Origin of the sequence: Nitratireductor sp. ZSWI3, from assembly GCF_024655565.1 — a bacterium.
Taxonomy (GTDB): Bacteria; Pseudomonadota; Alphaproteobacteria; order Rhizobiales; family Rhizobiaceae; genus Nitratireductor.
This window is the reverse complement of record NZ_JANKOF010000056.1, coordinates 1-15,491: the sequence shown is the minus strand read 5'-3', so window position 1 is coordinate 15,491 and position 15,491 is coordinate 1. Positions and strand designations below refer to the sequence as shown.

The 15,491-nt window shown below is 65.7% G+C and carries 19 protein-coding genes and 2 tRNA genes; 9 read left to right on the top strand and 12 right to left on the bottom strand.

Annotation, left to right across the window (positions count from 1 at the left end):
- Nucleotides 1-25 precede the first annotated feature (25 nt).
- Together purN and purM are read right to left on the bottom strand one after the other, a co-directional pair.
- Nucleotides 26-703 carry a phosphoribosylglycinamide formyltransferase gene (gene purN / locus NUU27_RS16425; RefSeq protein ID WP_257763223.1) on the bottom strand — a complete coding sequence of 226 codons (678 nt, stop codon included), beginning with the start codon at nucleotides 701-703 and terminating at the stop codon, nucleotides 26-28.
- Nucleotides 700-1,767: a phosphoribosylformylglycinamidine cyclo-ligase gene (gene purM / locus NUU27_RS16420; RefSeq protein ID WP_257763222.1), complete on the bottom strand. Its 1,068-nt coding sequence runs from the start codon at nucleotides 1,765-1,767 to the stop codon at nucleotides 700-702. Before purM ends, purN begins: the two co-directional genes overlap by 4 nt.
- A gap of 189 nt (nucleotides 1,768-1,956) precedes the next feature.
- On the opposite strand from purM, the gene NUU27_RS16415 reads away from it, so the two are divergent.
- From NUU27_RS16415 to hdaA, 3 genes are read left to right on the top strand one after another with little or no spacing between them, the layout of a single operon-like run.
- The gene (locus NUU27_RS16415; protein ID WP_257763221.1) at nucleotides 1,957-2,514 is read left to right on the top strand and encodes a CDP-alcohol phosphatidyltransferase family protein; all 558 of its coding nucleotides are present in this window, start codon (nucleotides 1,957-1,959) and stop codon (nucleotides 2,512-2,514) included.
- Nucleotides 2,486-3,655: an AI-2E family transporter gene (locus tag NUU27_RS16410; protein ID WP_257763220.1), complete on the top strand. Its 1,170-nt coding sequence runs from the start codon at nucleotides 2,486-2,488 to the stop codon at nucleotides 3,653-3,655. Before NUU27_RS16415 ends, NUU27_RS16410 begins: the two co-directional genes overlap by 29 nt.
- Before the next feature lie 10 nt (nucleotides 3,656-3,665).
- On the top strand, nucleotides 3,666-4,343 hold the full coding sequence (gene hdaA, locus NUU27_RS16405; RefSeq protein WP_257763219.1) for a DnaA regulatory inactivator HdaA: 678 nt from the start codon (nucleotides 3,666-3,668) through the stop codon (nucleotides 4,341-4,343).
- Between the two features lie 27 nt (nucleotides 4,344-4,370).
- Here the strand turns inward: hdaA and NUU27_RS16400 are convergent, their stop codons facing one another.
- The 6 genes from NUU27_RS16400 to NUU27_RS16375 all read right to left on the bottom strand — a co-directional run bounded on the left by NUU27_RS16400 (nucleotide 4,371) and on the right by NUU27_RS16375 (nucleotide 7,978).
- Nucleotides 4,371-4,616, bottom strand: a complete 246-nt coding sequence (locus NUU27_RS16400) for a DUF982 domain-containing protein (protein WP_257763218.1) — start codon at nucleotides 4,614-4,616, stop codon at nucleotides 4,371-4,373.
- A 108-nt stretch (nucleotides 4,617-4,724) separates the two neighbouring features.
- Entirely contained in the window at nucleotides 4,725-4,904 is a 180-nt protein-coding gene (locus tag NUU27_RS16395) for a hypothetical protein (RefSeq protein ID WP_257763217.1), read from the bottom strand.
- 521 nt (nucleotides 4,905-5,425) lie between these two features.
- Complete coding sequence (locus tag NUU27_RS16390; RefSeq protein ID WP_257763216.1) at nucleotides 5,426-5,734, bottom strand: hypothetical protein; 309 nt, start codon at nucleotides 5,732-5,734, stop codon at nucleotides 5,426-5,428.
- A 94-nt stretch (nucleotides 5,735-5,828) separates the two neighbouring features.
- Nucleotides 5,829-6,314 carry a hypothetical protein gene (locus NUU27_RS16385; RefSeq protein ID WP_257763215.1) on the bottom strand — a complete coding sequence of 162 codons (486 nt, stop codon included), beginning with the start codon at nucleotides 6,312-6,314 and terminating at the stop codon, nucleotides 5,829-5,831.
- 811 nt (nucleotides 6,315-7,125) lie between these two features.
- Complete coding sequence (locus NUU27_RS16380) at nucleotides 7,126-7,716, bottom strand: hypothetical protein (protein WP_257763214.1); 591 nt, start codon at nucleotides 7,714-7,716, stop codon at nucleotides 7,126-7,128.
- Between the two features lie 85 nt (nucleotides 7,717-7,801).
- Nucleotides 7,802-7,978: a hypothetical protein gene (locus tag NUU27_RS16375; RefSeq protein WP_257763213.1), complete on the bottom strand. Its 177-nt coding sequence runs from the start codon at nucleotides 7,976-7,978 to the stop codon at nucleotides 7,802-7,804.
- Nucleotides 7,979-8,125: 147 nt separating this feature from the next.
- Between NUU27_RS16375 and NUU27_RS16370 the strand changes: the two genes are divergently transcribed.
- The 5 genes from NUU27_RS16370 to NUU27_RS16350 all read left to right on the top strand — a co-directional run bounded on the left by NUU27_RS16370 (nucleotide 8,126) and on the right by NUU27_RS16350 (nucleotide 10,868).
- Nucleotides 8,126-9,586 (top strand): sensor domain-containing diguanylate cyclase, encoded by a 1,461-nt coding sequence (locus tag NUU27_RS16370; RefSeq protein ID WP_257763212.1) that lies wholly within the window; start codon nucleotides 8,126-8,128, stop codon nucleotides 9,584-9,586.
- 172 nt (nucleotides 9,587-9,758) lie between these two features.
- A tRNA-Pro gene (locus NUU27_RS16365) sits at nucleotides 9,759-9,835 on the top strand.
- Nucleotides 9,836-9,928: 93 nt separating this feature from the next.
- Nucleotides 9,929-10,234, top strand: a complete 306-nt coding sequence (locus NUU27_RS16360) for an ETC complex I subunit (protein ID WP_257763211.1) — start codon at nucleotides 9,929-9,931, stop codon at nucleotides 10,232-10,234.
- A gap of 23 nt (nucleotides 10,235-10,257) precedes the next feature.
- Nucleotides 10,258-10,334, top strand: a tRNA-Arg gene (locus tag NUU27_RS16355).
- A 198-nt stretch (nucleotides 10,335-10,532) separates the two neighbouring features.
- On the top strand, nucleotides 10,533-10,868 hold the full coding sequence (locus tag NUU27_RS16350; RefSeq protein ID WP_257763210.1) for a hypothetical protein: 336 nt from the start codon (nucleotides 10,533-10,535) through the stop codon (nucleotides 10,866-10,868).
- 35 nt (nucleotides 10,869-10,903) lie between these two features.
- Here NUU27_RS16350 and NUU27_RS16345 read toward each other — a convergent pair whose 3' ends face one another.
- The 4 genes from NUU27_RS16345 to NUU27_RS16330 form a co-directional block, all read right to left on the bottom strand.
- Complete coding sequence (locus NUU27_RS16345; RefSeq protein WP_257763209.1) at nucleotides 10,904-11,689, bottom strand: ABC transporter permease; 786 nt, start codon at nucleotides 11,687-11,689, stop codon at nucleotides 10,904-10,906.
- Nucleotides 11,689-12,483, bottom strand: a complete 795-nt coding sequence (locus tag NUU27_RS16340) for an ABC transporter ATP-binding protein (RefSeq protein ID WP_257763208.1) — start codon at nucleotides 12,481-12,483, stop codon at nucleotides 11,689-11,691. Before NUU27_RS16340 ends, NUU27_RS16345 begins: the two co-directional genes overlap by 1 nt.
- Entirely contained in the window at nucleotides 12,480-13,484 is a 1,005-nt protein-coding gene (locus tag NUU27_RS16335; protein WP_257763207.1) for an ABC transporter substrate-binding protein, read from the bottom strand. The genes NUU27_RS16340 and NUU27_RS16335 overlap by 4 nt, the downstream gene beginning before the upstream one ends.
- Nucleotides 13,485-13,602: 118 nt before the next feature.
- A complete protein-coding gene (locus NUU27_RS16330; RefSeq protein WP_257763206.1) occupies nucleotides 13,603-14,427 on the bottom strand; it encodes an IclR family transcriptional regulator in 825 nt (274 codons plus the stop codon).
- A gap of 67 nt (nucleotides 14,428-14,494) precedes the next feature.
- Here NUU27_RS16330 and NUU27_RS16325 point away from each other — a divergent pair, with 67 nt between their 5' ends.
- Entirely contained in the window at nucleotides 14,495-15,448 is a 954-nt protein-coding gene (locus tag NUU27_RS16325) for a cupin domain-containing protein (RefSeq protein WP_257763205.1), read from the top strand.
- The last annotated feature ends 43 nt before the right edge of the window (nucleotides 15,449-15,491 follow it).

Genomic DNA, 15,491 nt, shown 5'->3' with positions numbered 1-15,491 from the left:
TCCTCATCCCGCTCTGAGCCGCGGTTCAGCGGCGGCGCCGCTCACCGGGCGACACGATGGCCGTCTCGCCCGTCTCGTCGGCGACGTTGGAGAACACGGCGACGCCGCCCGACATGCGCACGCGCCCCTCGGCCAGGAGCCGCAGCGACAGGGGATAGAGGCGGTGCTCCATCCTGAGCACGCGCTGGCCGAGCGTCTCTTCGCTGTCGCCGATCAGCACCGGCACGGCGGCCTGGGCGATGATCGGCCCGTCATCCATCTCCGGGGTGACGAAATGCACGGTGCAGCCATGGACGCGCACGCCCGTGGCGAGCGCCCGCGCATGCGTGTCGAGGCCGCGGAAGTTGGGCAAGAGGGCAGGGTGGATGTTGATCATCCGCCCCATCCATTTCTGCACGAAATCCGGCGTCAGCAGGCGCATGTAGCCGGCCAGGCAGACGATCTCCGCCTTCATCTGGGTCAGCGCCTCGTGGATCGCCGCGTCATGCGCCGCGCGCCCGTCATAGTCGCGCGCCGACACCACTTTCGTGGGGATGCTGTGCGTCGCTGCGATTTCAAGCCCGCGCGCATCGGCCCGGTTGGAGATGACGCCGACGATCTCGGCCGGAAAGGCCGGGTCGATCGCCGCGGCGATCAGCGAGGCCATGTTCGAGCCGCGTCCGGAAATCAGCACGACGACACGCTTGCGGGCCGATTTGGTCATAGATCGAGCTTTCCGCGGTAGGTCACGCCGCTGGCGCGGCGCGGCACCGTCCGGCCGAGCATGGTCACCGTCTCACCCGCCTGGTGCAGAAGGGCGGCGATCTGCGCCGCCTCGCCGGAGGCCACGACGACGATCATGCCGATGCCGCAGTTGAAGGTCGACAGCATCTCCGATTCAGCGACGCCGCCCGTCGCGGCGAGCCAGGAGAAGACCGGCGGCACGTCGATGGCGTCGAGATCGATCTCGACGGCCAGATGGTCGGGCAGCACGCGCGGAATGTTTTCGGGAAAGCCGCCGCCGGTAATGTGGGCCAGCGCCTTGATGCCCCAGGCGACCTTGAGCGTCGAAAGAAGCGGCTTCACATAGATGCGGGTCGGCTCGAGAAAGGCCGCGCCCAGCGTGCGGTCGCGGGCGAACGGCGCCCGGTCGCTCCACGACAGGCCGGCCAGCTCGACGATGCGCCGAACCAGCGAGAAGCCGTTGGAGTGGACGCCGGAGGAGGCAAGTCCGAGGATCACGTCGCCCTCGGCTATGTCGCCCGTGGGCAGCAGGCGGTCGCGCTCGGCGGCACCCACGGCGAAGCCGGCCAGGTCGTAGTCATCGCCGTGATACATGCCCGGCATCTCGGCCGTCTCGCCGCCGATCAGCGCGCAGCCCGCTTGCCGGCAGCCCTCGGCGATGCCCGAGACGATCGCCGCCCCCTGGTCGGGATCGAGCTTGCCGGTGGCGAAATAGTCGAGGAAGAAGAGCGGCTCGGCGCCCTGCACCACCAGATCGTTGACGCACATGGCCACGAGGTCGATGCCGACCGTGTCGTGCTTGTCCGCCTCGATGGCGATCTTCAGCTTGGTGCCGACGCCGTCGTTGGCGGCAACGAGGATCGGATCGGAAAAGCCCGCCGCCTTGAGGTCGAACAATCCGCCGAAACCGCCGATCTCGCTGTCGGCACCCGGCCGGCGCGTCGCCCGCACCATGGGCTTGATCTTGTCGACCATGCGGCTGCCGGCGTCGATATCGACGCCCGCATCGGCATAGGTGAGGCCGTTCTTTGGTTCCTGAGCCATGGTGTTCTCGCCGCCGTTTTTCCGGCTTCTGACATGAAGGCGCGTCCTCTGCAAGGCGGCACATGCCGCCATACCGGCCTATTGAAACAAAGCCGCACTCCCACAATCTGTCAAAGCCTGCGATAAGAGTGTGCCTGAACGTGCCGGCGCTGCAAGGACGGCACGGCGGGCCAGGACTGGAGATTTCGATTGACGATCCCGAACATCATCACCCTGCTTCGCTTCCTGCTCGTGCCGGCTGTCGTCTTCGCGCTGCTGACGGGGCAGACCGGCTGGGCCTTCACCGGCTTCCTGGTGGCCGGCATCTCCGACGGCGTCGACGGCTTCATCGCGCGCCAGTTCGACCAGCGCACCGAGCTTGGCGCCTATCTCGACCCGATTGCCGACAAGCTGCTCTTGGTCAGCGTGTTCGTCGTGCTGGGCTACATGGCCGAGCTGCCCCTTTGGCTGGTCATCGCCGTCGTCTCGCGCGATGCGCTGATCGTCGGCGGCGTGCTGCTGGCCAACGTGATGGGCCATCCGGTGGCCATGAAGCCCCTGTTCGTGTCGAAGGCCAACACGCTGGCGCAGATCCTGCTTGCCCTTCTGGTGCTTGCCGAGCTCGCCTTCGCCTACAGCTCCGGTTCGGTGCGTCTTGCGTTGATCGTCGCCACCGGCCTCTTGACCGTCGCTTCCGGGGCTGCCTATCTCGTTTCGTGGATCAAGCACATGGGTGGATATGCCGAAAGTGACCTTGAAGGACGCTGAGACGGAGGTGGAAAGCGGAGCCGTGGCAGCCGGCAGTTCCGGACGCCCGCTCGGCCGTCAACTCCTCTTCTGGGGGCTGGCGCTCGGCGGCCTGATCTTGTTCCTCTACGTGTTCAGCTCGATCCTGCTGCCTTTCCTGGCGGGCCTGGTGCTTGCCTATTTCCTCGACCCGGTGGCCGACCGGCTGGAGCGGCTCGGCCTGTCACGCACCGCGGCGACCGTGGTGATCCTCATCGCCTTTCTGGTGATGCTGACGCTCGCCTTCGTCATCGTCGTGCCGGTGCTGGGCAAGCAGCTTGCCGATTTCGCCAGCCGCCTGCCGGATTATCTGGCGCGCCTGCAGGCACTGCTCCTGGAGCTGGAGCCGGCATGGTTCGACAACCTGCTCAACGGCGAAACGCAGGCCGCACGCGACAATCTGAGCTCGATCCTGGCACAGGGAACGGGCTTCCTCGCCACGCTGTTCAAGTCCGTGTGGAGCTCCGGCATGGCGCTGGTCAACCTCGCCAGCCTGTTCGTCGTCACGCCGGTCGTCGCCTTCTACATGCTGCTCGACTGGGACCGCATGGTCGAAAAGGTCGACAGCTGGGTGCCGCGCGATCACGTGGAGACGGTGCGCCAGATCGCCCGCGACATCAACGTGGCGACCGCCGGCTTCGTGCGCGGGCAGGGCACGCTGTGCCTGGTCCTCGGCGTCTTCTATGCCGTCGGCCTGTCGCTGGTGGGGCTCAATTTCGGCCTTCTGATCGGCCTCTTCGCCGGGCTCATCAGCTTCATCCCCTACGTCGGTTCGCTGGTCGGCTTCGGCCTGTCGATCGGCATCGCCGTGGTGCAGTTCTGGCCCGAATGGTGGTGGGTGCTGGTGGTGGCCGGCATCTTCTTCTCCGGCCAGTTCCTGGAAGGCAACATCCTGCAGCCGAAGCTGGTGGGAAAAAGCGTCGGCCTGCATCCGGTCTGGCTGATGTTCGCGCTGTTCGCCTTCGGCTACCTGTTCGGTTTCGTCGGCCTCCTGATCGCCGTTCCGGCCGCTGCCGCCGTCGCCGTCCTCGTGCGCTTCGCGCTCGGCCGCTATCTTGCCTCGCCGCTCTATGCGGGGCACGAGGCCGGCGCCGATGCTCCCGGCCGGGCGCCGGGCGACTGAGGCCCGTCCGATGCCGCGCCAACTGCCGCTCGACCTTTCCCACAAGGAAGCGCTCTCGCGCGACGACCTCGTCGTCACGCAGGCCAATGCGCGCGCCGTCGCCCTGATCGAGAACTGGCCGGCGTGGCCGGCGCCGGTGGTGATTCTTGCCGGCCCCGCCGGCTCCGGCAAGTCGCATCTGGCGGCGATCTGGCGCGAGACGGCGGGCGCGGACGAGATCTCGCCGGCATCGATCGGCGCCGAGGAGATCGCCGCCGCCGGCAGCCGTCCCATCCTGATCGACGGGGCCGATGCCGGACGGCTCGACGAGAACGGCCTGTTCCATCTGATCAATGCGGCACGCGCCGCCGGCCAGCCCATGCTCTTGACGGCGCGCCGCTTTCCGGGCGCCTGGGGCGTCCGGCTGCCCGATCTCCTGTCGCGGCTGAAGGCGGCGGCCACCGTCGAGATCGACGAGCCTGACGACATGCTGCTTGCCGGCGTCATCACCAAGCTTTTCGCCGACCGGCAGGTCGATGTGGAGCCGCATGTGGTTCAGTATCTGGTGCGCCGCATCGAGCGCTCGCTGTCGAGCGCCATGCGGGCGGTCGAGCGGCTCGACCGCGCCGCGCTGGAGCGCAAGAGCCGCATCACCCGTGCGCTGGCCGCCGAGGTGGTCGGCGCCATGGAGGCGGGCGAGGGCGCCTGAGCACTGCGCCGGGCGCGGCCGGCAATCCTATTCGAACAGGACCCTGGCTTCCGAGGCCGCATCGACAAAGGCGCTTCTGGCGCTTTCCGTCGGCATCTCGCCGCTCATGGCGCGCTGGCAGGCGAGCAGCGCAGCCTGATGCTTGGCGCTGCCCGTCTCGCGCCAGCTTCCGCTCAGCATGCCGACCGCCTGTCGCGCGCTCGACACGTATCTGATGTCGCCCGCAATGCCCACCGAGATGGGAACGGGCCTGGCAAACCAACCTTCACCCATGGTCGGATCTCTCTGAATTTACAGAGAATAAACATACCACAAGCGGGCGATCAAATGAATGGTGTTCGCCGGAGCGGAGCGTTGGTGCGCGCCCGGCATCGGGAGCATCTATTTGTTGGGAGGGCTGTAGTCGCGCGACGGGTAGTGGTTCCGCGTTTGCGTGTTCTGCGCCTGCCAGATGAAGTAGCTGCCATTGTATTCGGGCGATGCCGCGTGGTTGACGCAGCCCGACAGAGACAGTCCCGCCAGCCCGACGGCCGCCGATAGCCCGATGATGCCGCGTTTCATGTGCCCGTCTCCTCCGTATCCGGCCGCAGGGTGCGTCATTCGGGCATATGGGGTCAAATCCGGCCGATGCAATGCCGGCCCGCCGGTCACGATTTGGCCGAACGGCGCGACTGCCCGGAACGGCGCCTCTTCTCGACCTCGTTCAAGACAAAGCAGGCATCTCGCGCTTCCGATTTGCTGAGTCCGGCGACCACGGTGAACCCTATGGTCGCCGGTTGATTCAGCTCGTTGTCCCAAACGGTCCACAGCTCTGTCGGATCGACTATAAGCTCATACCGCGGTTGCAATTCCCGTCTTCCTCGTTGCGTCGTCAGCCCCGTTTGCCTAACAAACGATCAACGATTCTGATGAAGGAAAGATTTGGGAAATCAGTAAGATAAGACTAGAATTTGAATCGTTTTCCGGGCGGGATGCGAGGCGCGACGGACCGTCCCGCCGGGCGGGTCGGCCCGCTTCACCTGACGTTCGCATAAATACGGAAAACAGGCGTCATTTTTGCGTCCAAAAGGACGCGCGGCGCTCTAATGACGGTCGTCGGGGGCGGTCGGGATGATCCTGAACCTGTGGCCGCGGGCGCGCAGGCGTCTTTCGAATGCCGCGGCGTCGCGGCTGATGTGCCGCCCGTATCGATCCGCATCCCTGTGCCTGTGGCGCCGCCACTCGCGGTGGCGGTAATCCCGGTCGTGGTAGCGATCGCGGCTGTAGAGGACGCCGCCCGCATAGACGCCGTCATAATAGGGGCCGTGTGCGTAGCCCTCCTCGTAGACGCAGCCCGAAAGCAACAGGGTTGCGGCCCCGAGCAGGCCGGCGACGGCGATTGACTTGATCATGGCGTCACCTTTCGCTCTCTCAAGCTGCCCGCCCGCTGATGATCAACGGTCGAGGAGTGTGGCGGTTCCGAGGAAGCGACGGTCGGCCGATGCGTCAGAACCGGAACGTCCAGTAGAGGCAGGCGAGGGCGGCGGCCACGAAGCCGATCAGCGAAAGGGTGCGAAGCAGGACGTTGCGGCGCAGCGTGTCGAGCGACAGATGGGCGGCGACGATCGCCGCTGCGAACACGAACCGCCAGTCGATCAGCGCCCACAGCGCGCTGCGGTCGCCGAATGCGAAGCGGGTCGCCTGGACACCGACGACGCTGGCAAGCAGCACGAGCGAGGCCGAATAGATCGGCGCCGCGCCGTTGGCGTGGACGAAGCCCGCCGCCCGGATGGGCAGGATCGCGACCAGGGCGGCGGCGAAGGCGTAGATCGCGGCGAGCGGAATGAAGGTGGCCGCGTCGGCAAGCGCGTCGAGGCGCGCGACGCCGAGGCTTCCGAAACCGTAGCCTTTGATCTGCAGCGCGAAGCCGAGGGCGCACAAAACGCCTGTCAGCGCCACGACGAGCAGGAATGCGGAAGCGGTTCGGTTCATGGATCGCTCTCGGAGAATCGGGTCGATGGACTCGGGATAGGACGAGGCGGCGGATCTTGGAAGAGCCGACAGCGAAGAAAGCCCGTTCTTCGGCTGGCGGGACCGATCCTGCGCCGGTCCGAACAGGGAGGGCGGCAGGCGCTGGCGGAGTAGGATTGCCGGGAGGAACGGTGGCAGTCCTGCATGAGTGAGCCCCAGCTCAAAACTCCGCCAGCAGGCCGGTTGGTGGGAACCGGACCAACCGACCGGCCGGCGCATGGGCCATAGGCCTTCCGCACCGGCCCAGCGTTCCCTCTCAGGTCCGCCGCATTTCGAGCGTCCTGTGATTCGGGATCGCGCGCCAATCACGGAATGTGACGCATCGTGAGAATTGGTGCTCTCGGCACGGGCGCAGGCGGATGACGGGTGTCGAGGTTGGTATGCAGCATTATGGAGAATTCCACGCCATCGACGTGGAAAAGCCGCCATCTTCTACTTGGCATCTCAAGGATCGACACGGATTCCGCTGATGGATGGGCATCTTTTGAGCAAAACCGGACCTATGGCGATGGATCGGTCCCTGTATTGTTGACGCCAAGGAAGGCAGGAAGGTGAGACTTTTTGGATCAGGGCCGTGCCGGGAAAGTCATGATCGCCATTTTGTAGGCATTTTTTTGGGCGACTTTGGCGGAAGCACAGTTTAGTGTTGACCGCGCCGGTCGGATACCGGCAAGAGACACCCCAACGTCTCTGCTATATTTCCCCGCGGTCGAAAGGCTGCGGGGCTTTTTTTACGCGGAAAGCATCCCTTTCGTGCCGTCGCCGGACGGTCTCAAGATAGCACCTGAAAATACTGCACGATCCAGATGATCTGAACGAGCAGGGCGAGGCTCACGAAGCCCAGGTGGAAGCGCCTGCTGGTCACGAACATGGCGATGATCGACAGGGCGATCATCACGGCCTGCCGGATGGGATATTCGGGACTGAGCTCCCTGAAATGGTCCTGCCCCTTGGCAAGCGTGTCCAGCACGTCGGTGGCATGCAGCGTCGCCAGCAGGCCGTAGAACCATTTCTGCCGCGAGTGGAAATAGTCCTCGTAGCCGGAATATTCCTGCATCTGATCCGGAAACAGCAGTGCGCAGATGAAGAAGAACAGCGCCGCGTAGAGGATGACGAAGACGTAGAGCTCGAATGTCCAGCGGTTGATCCGCAGCAGGCCGAATTCGAACCACCAGAAGTGGACCACCGCGAGGAAGAGGAACACCACCCAGCCGAGATGAACGGAATATATGTGGTTCTTGTTCGGATGCTGGACGAAGCGTGCCAGCCCGTTGAGCAGGCGCGCGATGCTCAGGCCCATGACGACGCCCAGGATGATCCGGATGTGCACGCCCTGGTCGGGCAGCGGTAAGGGAGCGTCCATTTCCGTTCCGTCCTATCGGCCTTTGCGGGTCGAGATCGCGGTCAGGATCACCGATCCGATCCGGTTCCTTGCGCCGGTGATGAAGTCATGGCCGAACGCCGTCGTCAACCGAGGCGGTGCTGGTGTAGTCGACGCGCCGGGCCGTGCCCGCCTCGTCGGCGCGGTGGATCAGGTACAGGAAGGCCGCCACGGCCATTGCGGCCGGCGACAGCAGAATGGCGGCGCGGAGCACGGTCGTGAGCATGCGGACGAGGGTTGTCATGCCGCAAGGATGCGCTTCAGATTTTAAGCAAATCTGTATCGCCCGGTTAACCATCCGCGCCCGCCGAACTGGGCAGATCGGGGTGCTGGGCCGGTTTTAACGCTCTGTCGAGCAACTGCTGGTATCATCCCGCCTCTGGATGGGGAGATGGGGCGGGTGACCTTCCTGGGGCGCGTGTTCGACGGGACGAGGACGGAGGCTTTCACGATCGGCGGCGGCCTGCGCGGCGCCGGCCTGGTCGGGATCGCCGTGTTCTTCGCCTGCCTGTTCGGCATCTACACCCGGCCGGTGGACTTCCTGGCGACCGTGTGGCCGGCGAACGCCGTCATGCTGGGCTTGCTTCTGCGCATGCCTCGGCCGGTGAGCCCCTGGGTCTGGGTGGCCGGAACGGCGGGCTTCCTGGCCGCCGATTTCCTGACCGGCTCCACGGTCTTCAAGGCGCTCCTTCTGAGCGGCGCCAATCTGGCCGGCATCGCCGGCGCCTATTTCGTGCTCCATCGGGTCCCGATCCGGGCGATCCAGCTTCGCACCCCCGATTCCACATTGGTGCTGGTGCTGGCGATCGCCGCCGGCTCGTTCCTGGCGGGATTGGTCGGGGCGGTCGCCAATCCGCTCCTGTTCGGCGGTTCGGCCATGGGCGGCTGGACCTTCTGGTTCGTGACGGAGTTCGCCAACTATGTGGCGATATTGCCCGTGGTCCTGACGGCCTCCCTGCCGCTGTCGCGGTTCCGGCATTGGCCGGCCAGGCCCGTGCGCTATGCCGCGCCGGCCGTGGCGCTCGCGTTGTCCTGCCTCGCCGCCGTGACGATCGGCGGGCCGGGCGCCGTCGCCTTTCCCGTCCCCGCGCTGCTGTGGGGGGCGCTCATCTACCCGCGCTTCGTCACCGCTCTTTTGACGCTGATCTTCAGCTTCTGGACGCTGCTGGCGCTGTCGGCCGGCTATCTGCCCGACACGATCGATCTCGCCAATGAACGGGATTTGATCTCCATCCGGCTGGGCATGAGCCTGATCGCCCTGGCCCCGATCATGCTGGCGAGCGTGATGACCAGGCAGGCCGAGCTTCTCTATCGCCTGAGGCACCTGGCGGCCCATGACCAGCTCTCGGGCCTGTTCAACAGAATGGCCTTTCGCGACGCGGCCGAGATCCGGCTCAAGGACGTTCGGGATCAGGGTGCGCCGGTCGCGTTGCTGATGATCGACATCGACCACTTCAAGGCGATCAACGACGGCTACGGGCATGCGGCGGGCGATGCGGTCATTGCAGCGGTTGCCGGGCGCGCCGCCGCGTGTCTGCGCCCGCTCGACGTCATCGGCCGCATCGGAGGGGAGGAATTTGCGATACTGCTCCCCGACTGCACGAGGTCGCAGGCGCTCGCCATTGCCGAACGCATTCGCCAAGTGGTGGCCGAGGCGCCCGTGACGACGCGCCGCGGCAAGCCGCTCGACATCACGATCAGTGTCGGGCTGGCGTGCTCGGGCGACGGCCTCATCGACCTGGATGCGCTCCTGCACGAGGCGGACGGCGCGCTGTACAGCGCCAAGACCCTGGGCCGCAACCGGGCCGAGACGAGCAAGGAGGCCGACAAGCGCCGCGGCGGGCAGGAGTGAGCGCTTGCCGCAACCGGGCGTCGCGGCAACGCGCATGAGCCGTCGCGTACAGAATCTTCCGCCGGACTTTCGACCATTCCAGGCCACCGAGCACGGATTGTTCCACTTCGGCGCGAATTCTCCAAATTCGCTCTTGCACCGAACCCTTGGAAATTATACGGGTTCGCTCGTCCGGAGCGTAGCGCAGCCTGGTAGCGCATCTGGTTTGGGACCAGAGGGTCGCAGGTTCGAATCCTGCCGCTCCGACCAGCCTGTCTGCCCACCGGTTGCGGATTTGCAGCTCGGTGTGCCTGATTGACGCCTTTGGGCGTCGGCAACGCCGCAAGGAACGAGGGATCACAAGTGTCTGCGCGCATCTTCAGCCCTGCCAAGACCGCCATGCAGTCCGGCACCGCCAAGACGGGGTACTGGATTCTGGAATTCGAGCCGGAAACCCCGCGCAAGATCGACCCGCTGATGGGCTACACTTCGTCCTCGGACATGAAGAGCCAGGTCCGGCTTACCTTCGCGACGAAAGAAGAGGCGGTCGCCTATGCCGAGAAGAACGGGCTGGCGTTCCGCATCGAGGAGCCCAACAAGGCGAAGCGGCGTCAGGTTTCCTACGCGGATAATTTCCGCTATGACCGCAAAATACCCTGGACGCACTGAAAGGTGCGCCCGGCGCGGCGTACGGTCCCGTAGCTCAGCTGGATAGAGCACCGGCCTTCTAAGCCGATGGTCGCAGGTTCGAATCCTGCCGGGATCGCCATCCGCTCAATTTACGGCCCGGAGACATGGGTGATAACCTTATGTCGAACAGGATCCCGGAAGGGTTTCTAATAAATGTCGCGGAAAACAATAAAAGTATTAGTACATCTGTATGAATAGACTCACAGCAATGGCTGTGATGAACCCCAACGTGAATAGGCGGTCGCGAGGATCGTCTTTCTGACCTTGGGGGAATATTATGAAGCTCATCCTTGTTGCTATGCTCGGTCTCTCTGTCGCTGCCTGCAGCTCGACATCGGACGGCTCGGGCAGCAACGTGTCCGCTTCAAGCGGAAAAGCTGCGACCCGCTACGCCCAGCGAAAGACCGTGGCCATGGCGGAGGACTCCTGCGCACAAGCCAGGCGGTCCCAGGAAGGGGCTGCGGTGATGGGCGCCCTGCTCGGCGCGGTCGGCGACTATGCCCCCTACAGCAGCCGGAACGGTTGGGCCGTAAATCGCGCCGCCTATGCCGGACGTCGTATGGCAGGTGTGGCGGAATCGACGAATGCACGCGAAGCGGATCGTCGATGCTGATGCCGACGTCGCAATGATCGTCGTGGCGGCGCGCTTCATGCTTCTGATCGGCCCCTCGCCGCGGAGGCGTGCCAGGGCGTCAGCCAGCCGCGCAACTGTGCGATGAGTGTGTAGAGCGTCAGGCCGATCAGCGTCAAAAGCACGATCACGGCGAAGAGGCCCGGCACCTGCAGTTCCTGCAGCATGGCGACGGCCAGATAGCCGAGCCCTTCATTGCCGCCGATGAACTCGCCGACGATGGCGCCGATCATCGACATGACGACGGCGACCTCCATGCCGGCGAGCACCACGGGCAGCGCCGTCGGCAGATCGAGCATGACGAAGCGCTGCACGGGGTTGGCCTGCAGCATGGTGAAGACGTCCCGGTCTCCGGGCTCCACCGAGCGGAAGGCGACAAGCGCGTTGGAGAAGACCGGGAAGAAGGCGAGGGCGGCGGCGATGACGATCTTCGATTCGAGCCCGAAGCCGAACCACAGGATGAACAGCGGTGCGAGCGCGATCTTGGGGATCAGCTGCAGGCAGACGATGAAGGGCTTGAAGGCCCATTCAAGCATCCGGACGCGCGCCATGGCCATGCCGAGGCAGATGCCGAGGAGGACTGCGATCAGGAAGCCGGAGACGGCTTCGGTGACGGTGACGAGCGCGTGGCGCCAGACCCCGGCGTCGCCGAGCAGGCCGATGAAGGCGGTGACGATCTGCAGCGGTGTCGGCAGGATGAAGGCGGAGACCTCGGCGGTCCGCACATAGAGCGTCCACACGAGGAGGAAGGCGATCACCGTGGCGGTCGGCAGGGCGATGCGGAAGAAGCGGTCAGTGTGCATCAGTGGCCTCCGGTCAGGCTGGAACGCAGGCGCACGAGGATGTCCTGGAACGCGGGCTTTCGCTGCAGGTCGAGCGTGCGCGGGCGCTCGAAGGGCATTTCGACGACCTCGGTGATGCGCGCCGGCCGCGCCGCCAGCACCACGACGCGGTCCGACAGGAACGCCGCCTCGGTGATGGAGTGGGTGACGAGGATGGTGGTCACGCGGGCCTGCGCACACACCGACATCAGTTCGAGGTTGAGCGTGTCGCGGGTCATCGCGTCGAGCGCGCCGAAGGGCTCGTCGAGGAGCAGCACCTGCGGCTCGGTGATGAGCGCCCGGGCGAGCGAGGCGCGCTGGCGCATGCCCCCCGAAAGCGCCGACGGGCGCATCTTCTCGAAACCCTTGAGACCGACCGTCTCGCACAGCGCGTGGGCCCGCGCTTCACGCTCGGCCTTTTTGACGCCGCGCAGGCGCAGCGGCAGGGCGACGTTCTCCGCCACCGTGAACCAGGGGAAGAGGCGTGCTTCCTGAAACATCATGGAGACCGGACGGGTCGCCTCGGTCGAGCGCTTCGCGCCGTCCCAGACGGCGCGACCGCGCACCAGGATCTCGCCCTCGCTCGGCCGTTCGAGCCCGGCGATGATGCGCAGCAGCGTGGTCTTGCCGCAGCCCGAGGGGCCGAGCAGCGAGATGAAGTCGCCGCGCTGCATGTCGAGCGTGGCATCGCCGATGGCGCGGACGGCGTTTTCGCCGTGGCCGAAAGTCTTGCCGACACCCGCCAGGCGGATGTCGGCCTCATGGTCCATCCTCATGCTTTGGCGGCCCGGTCGATGAGGTCGTTGGTGTAGAGATCCGTTGCCGGAACGGCCTTGTCGATCAGCTTAGCGCCGGCGAGCAGGCCGACGGCGCGCTCCCACACCTCCGGCACGTTGCGCAGGATGTTCTCTTCGCCCTTGGAGGCCCAGTTCTGCGCGTTGGCACGCAGGTCCTTCTGCGCGGTGTCGGTGTTCTTGAGTCCGGAGACGTCGTGCTTTTCGCCGATCGTCCGCAGAATCGGCAGCAGGTCCTCGGCGGTGACGATCTCCTTGGCGGCGCGATGGGTGGCGCGCAGGAACGCGACGAACTTGTCAGGATTCTCGGCGATCTGGTCGGGGCGTGCGACATAGACCTGGCCGGGCATGCCGTCGTCGATCGGCATCACGGCCACATCGTCGCGCGCCGAACTCGCCATCACCATGGAGGAGGTGTTGCCGAGGAAGGCGCCGGCGCGGCCCGCCTCGATCAGGGCGAAGGAGGAGGCCGAATCCGCCACCTTGACCTTCTCGACCTTCTCCGGCGAGGCGCCCGCCCCGGTCATCATCAGGTCGAGCGTGCCTTCCATGGAGCCGCCAAGGGTCGCCATGCCGACGGTGCGTCCCTCGAGATCGGCGATTGTCTCCACCGGATTGTTCTTCGAGGAGAGGACGTAGAAGGGCGACATCTGGGCGATGGTGGCGATCGAGATGAGCGGCGCGTTGTTGTTGACGCGCGAGACGATGTAGTTGGTGCCGCCGGTGCGGCCGGAATCCATCTGCCCGGCGATCGTCATCTGCGCGGCGAGGGCGGCGCCCTTGCCGGCCTGCAGGTTCATCTCCAGGCCTTCCTCCGCATAGTAGCCGGCGGCATCCGCGTAGATGACCGGTGCGAAGGCCAGGGAAAAGGTGAAGGGTGTGATGAAGTTGAAAGCGGTCTGCGCCCGTCCCTTGACCGGGAAAGACAGCACGGCCGCGTTCCCCATTGCACCCAGCATCAGGCTTCGCCTCGTCAGTTCCACGCGCCATACTCCCTGTTCAAATTTGAACCCATTGTTCAATAAATACTAAACGGAAATCCGCCGGCGTTGCAAGGGGAAGCGCTTTCGGCCGTCTGCAGTGCCGCCGCCGGGACGCTGCCTACGCGCCGGCAGGCCGCTCCGGCAGGCCGCCGAGCAGGCGGGTGATGGCGGCGGCGGCGTCCAGCACCGCTTGCCGCACGCCGGGCTCGATGCCGTCCCGCCCGTCGCCGGTGGCGGGGCGGGTGAGGTTGATCGCGGCGACGACGGTGCCCTCGATGTCGCGGACCGGGGCTGCGATGCTGGCGATGCCCATTTCGAAATTGCCGATCTGCACCACGGCATCCGACCGACGGTCGCGCCGCCACTGGGCGAGGAGCTCGGTCAGGCTGCGCGGCGTCTGCCCCGGCGCGTTCTGGTAGGTCTCGTCCCTGTAGAGCCGCACCAGGTCGTCTTCGCCAAGATCGGCAAGCAGGACGCGCCCCATCGTCGTCCCGGCGGCGGGCAGGCGGCTGCCGACATGGACGATGCTGGCGAGCCCCATGTGGCTCGGCACGCGCAGCATGTAGAGCACGAAGCGCCCGTCGCGCACGCCAAGATGCGCCGACCAGTCGGTGGCATCGCGCAGCTTCTCCAGTTCCGGCAGGGCGATCTCGACCAACTCGCGCGTGGCGAGATAGCCGTAGCCGAGCCGCAGCACGGCGGGACCGAGCGTGTAGCGCGCGGTCTGCGGGTCGTGCAGGAGATAGCCTTGATGGGCGAGGGTGTAGACCGTGCGGAAGGCGGCCGAGCGCGTCGTGCCGAGGCGGCGGGCGATCTCCGACAGGGTCATCTCCCGGCTTTCCGGGGTGAAGGCCTGCAGCACCTGCAACCCCCGTATCAGGCCGGGGACCAGATATTTGTCGTCCGGCTGAGGCGTCCGGGAACGGATCTCTGTTTTATCCATAAAACACTGTCTAGCAGGTAAAACACTCGCGATCTAGCCTTGCGCAACCGAGGAGAAAGGAAACCCCATGACGATCCACACCACCGCCACTGCCACCTCCGCCCTGGCGCAGGACCTTGCCGCCCATACCGGCCGCTTCACCGACAAGTCGTTCGACTGGAACGCCTTCCCGTCCAATGCCGGCTTCGACGACCTGGCGCGCGCCCAGATGCGCTATATCGGCGCCGGCGGCTCGCCCAAGGTCGGCGACACGACGACGCTGAAGCCGGACCATTTCACCCTCAGCCTGATCCACAAGGAGCCCGGCAAATACGCCGCCTGCCACAGCCATGAGATCGAGGAGAGCTTCCTCATCATCGACGGTGTGCTGGTGGTCGGCTGGGAGAAGGACGGCGAGGTGGTCGAGGTCAAGCTCGGCGCCAAGGACATGATCCTCAATGCTCGCGAAATCGGCCACGGCTTCCGCAATGACGGTGTGACGCCGGTGCTGATGTCGATCTCGGTCGATGTCGGCAAGCCGCTACCGCCGGTCTATCACTATCATCCGAAGGAGCACCCGGCGGAATTGGCGCGCAGCTTCGGCGCCGCACCCGGCAAGACGCTGCCCTTCGATCGCAACGGCAGCCACCCGCTGCAGAAGCTGATGGCCCAGTATGTGGTGCGCCACAACGAGCTGCCGACGATCTGGGAAAGGGCCGGCTTCACCCGCAAGGTCTATGTGGGCGAGGGCGGCATCGAGCACGACACCTGCCGCAAGGAGATGCTCGGCATTCCCTCGCGGGTCGGCATCAAGCCGATCGTCCGCGACGTGGAGGACGCTTACCTGGTGCTCGAGGGCTCGCTGACCGTCGGCTGGGAGGACAATGGTGAGACGGTGGAGGTCGAGCTCGGGCCGCGCGATCTGGTCAAGACGCCGGCCGGCCGCAGGCACTGGTTCCGCAACAACTCGGCCGCGCACGCCACGGTCTGGTCGGTGATCGGCTCGGCCGAAGCGGACGGCATCGTCTACGAAGCGGCGTAAGCCTCCGGCCTTGCCGGAATGCGCCACCCCGGCCGGGGTGGCG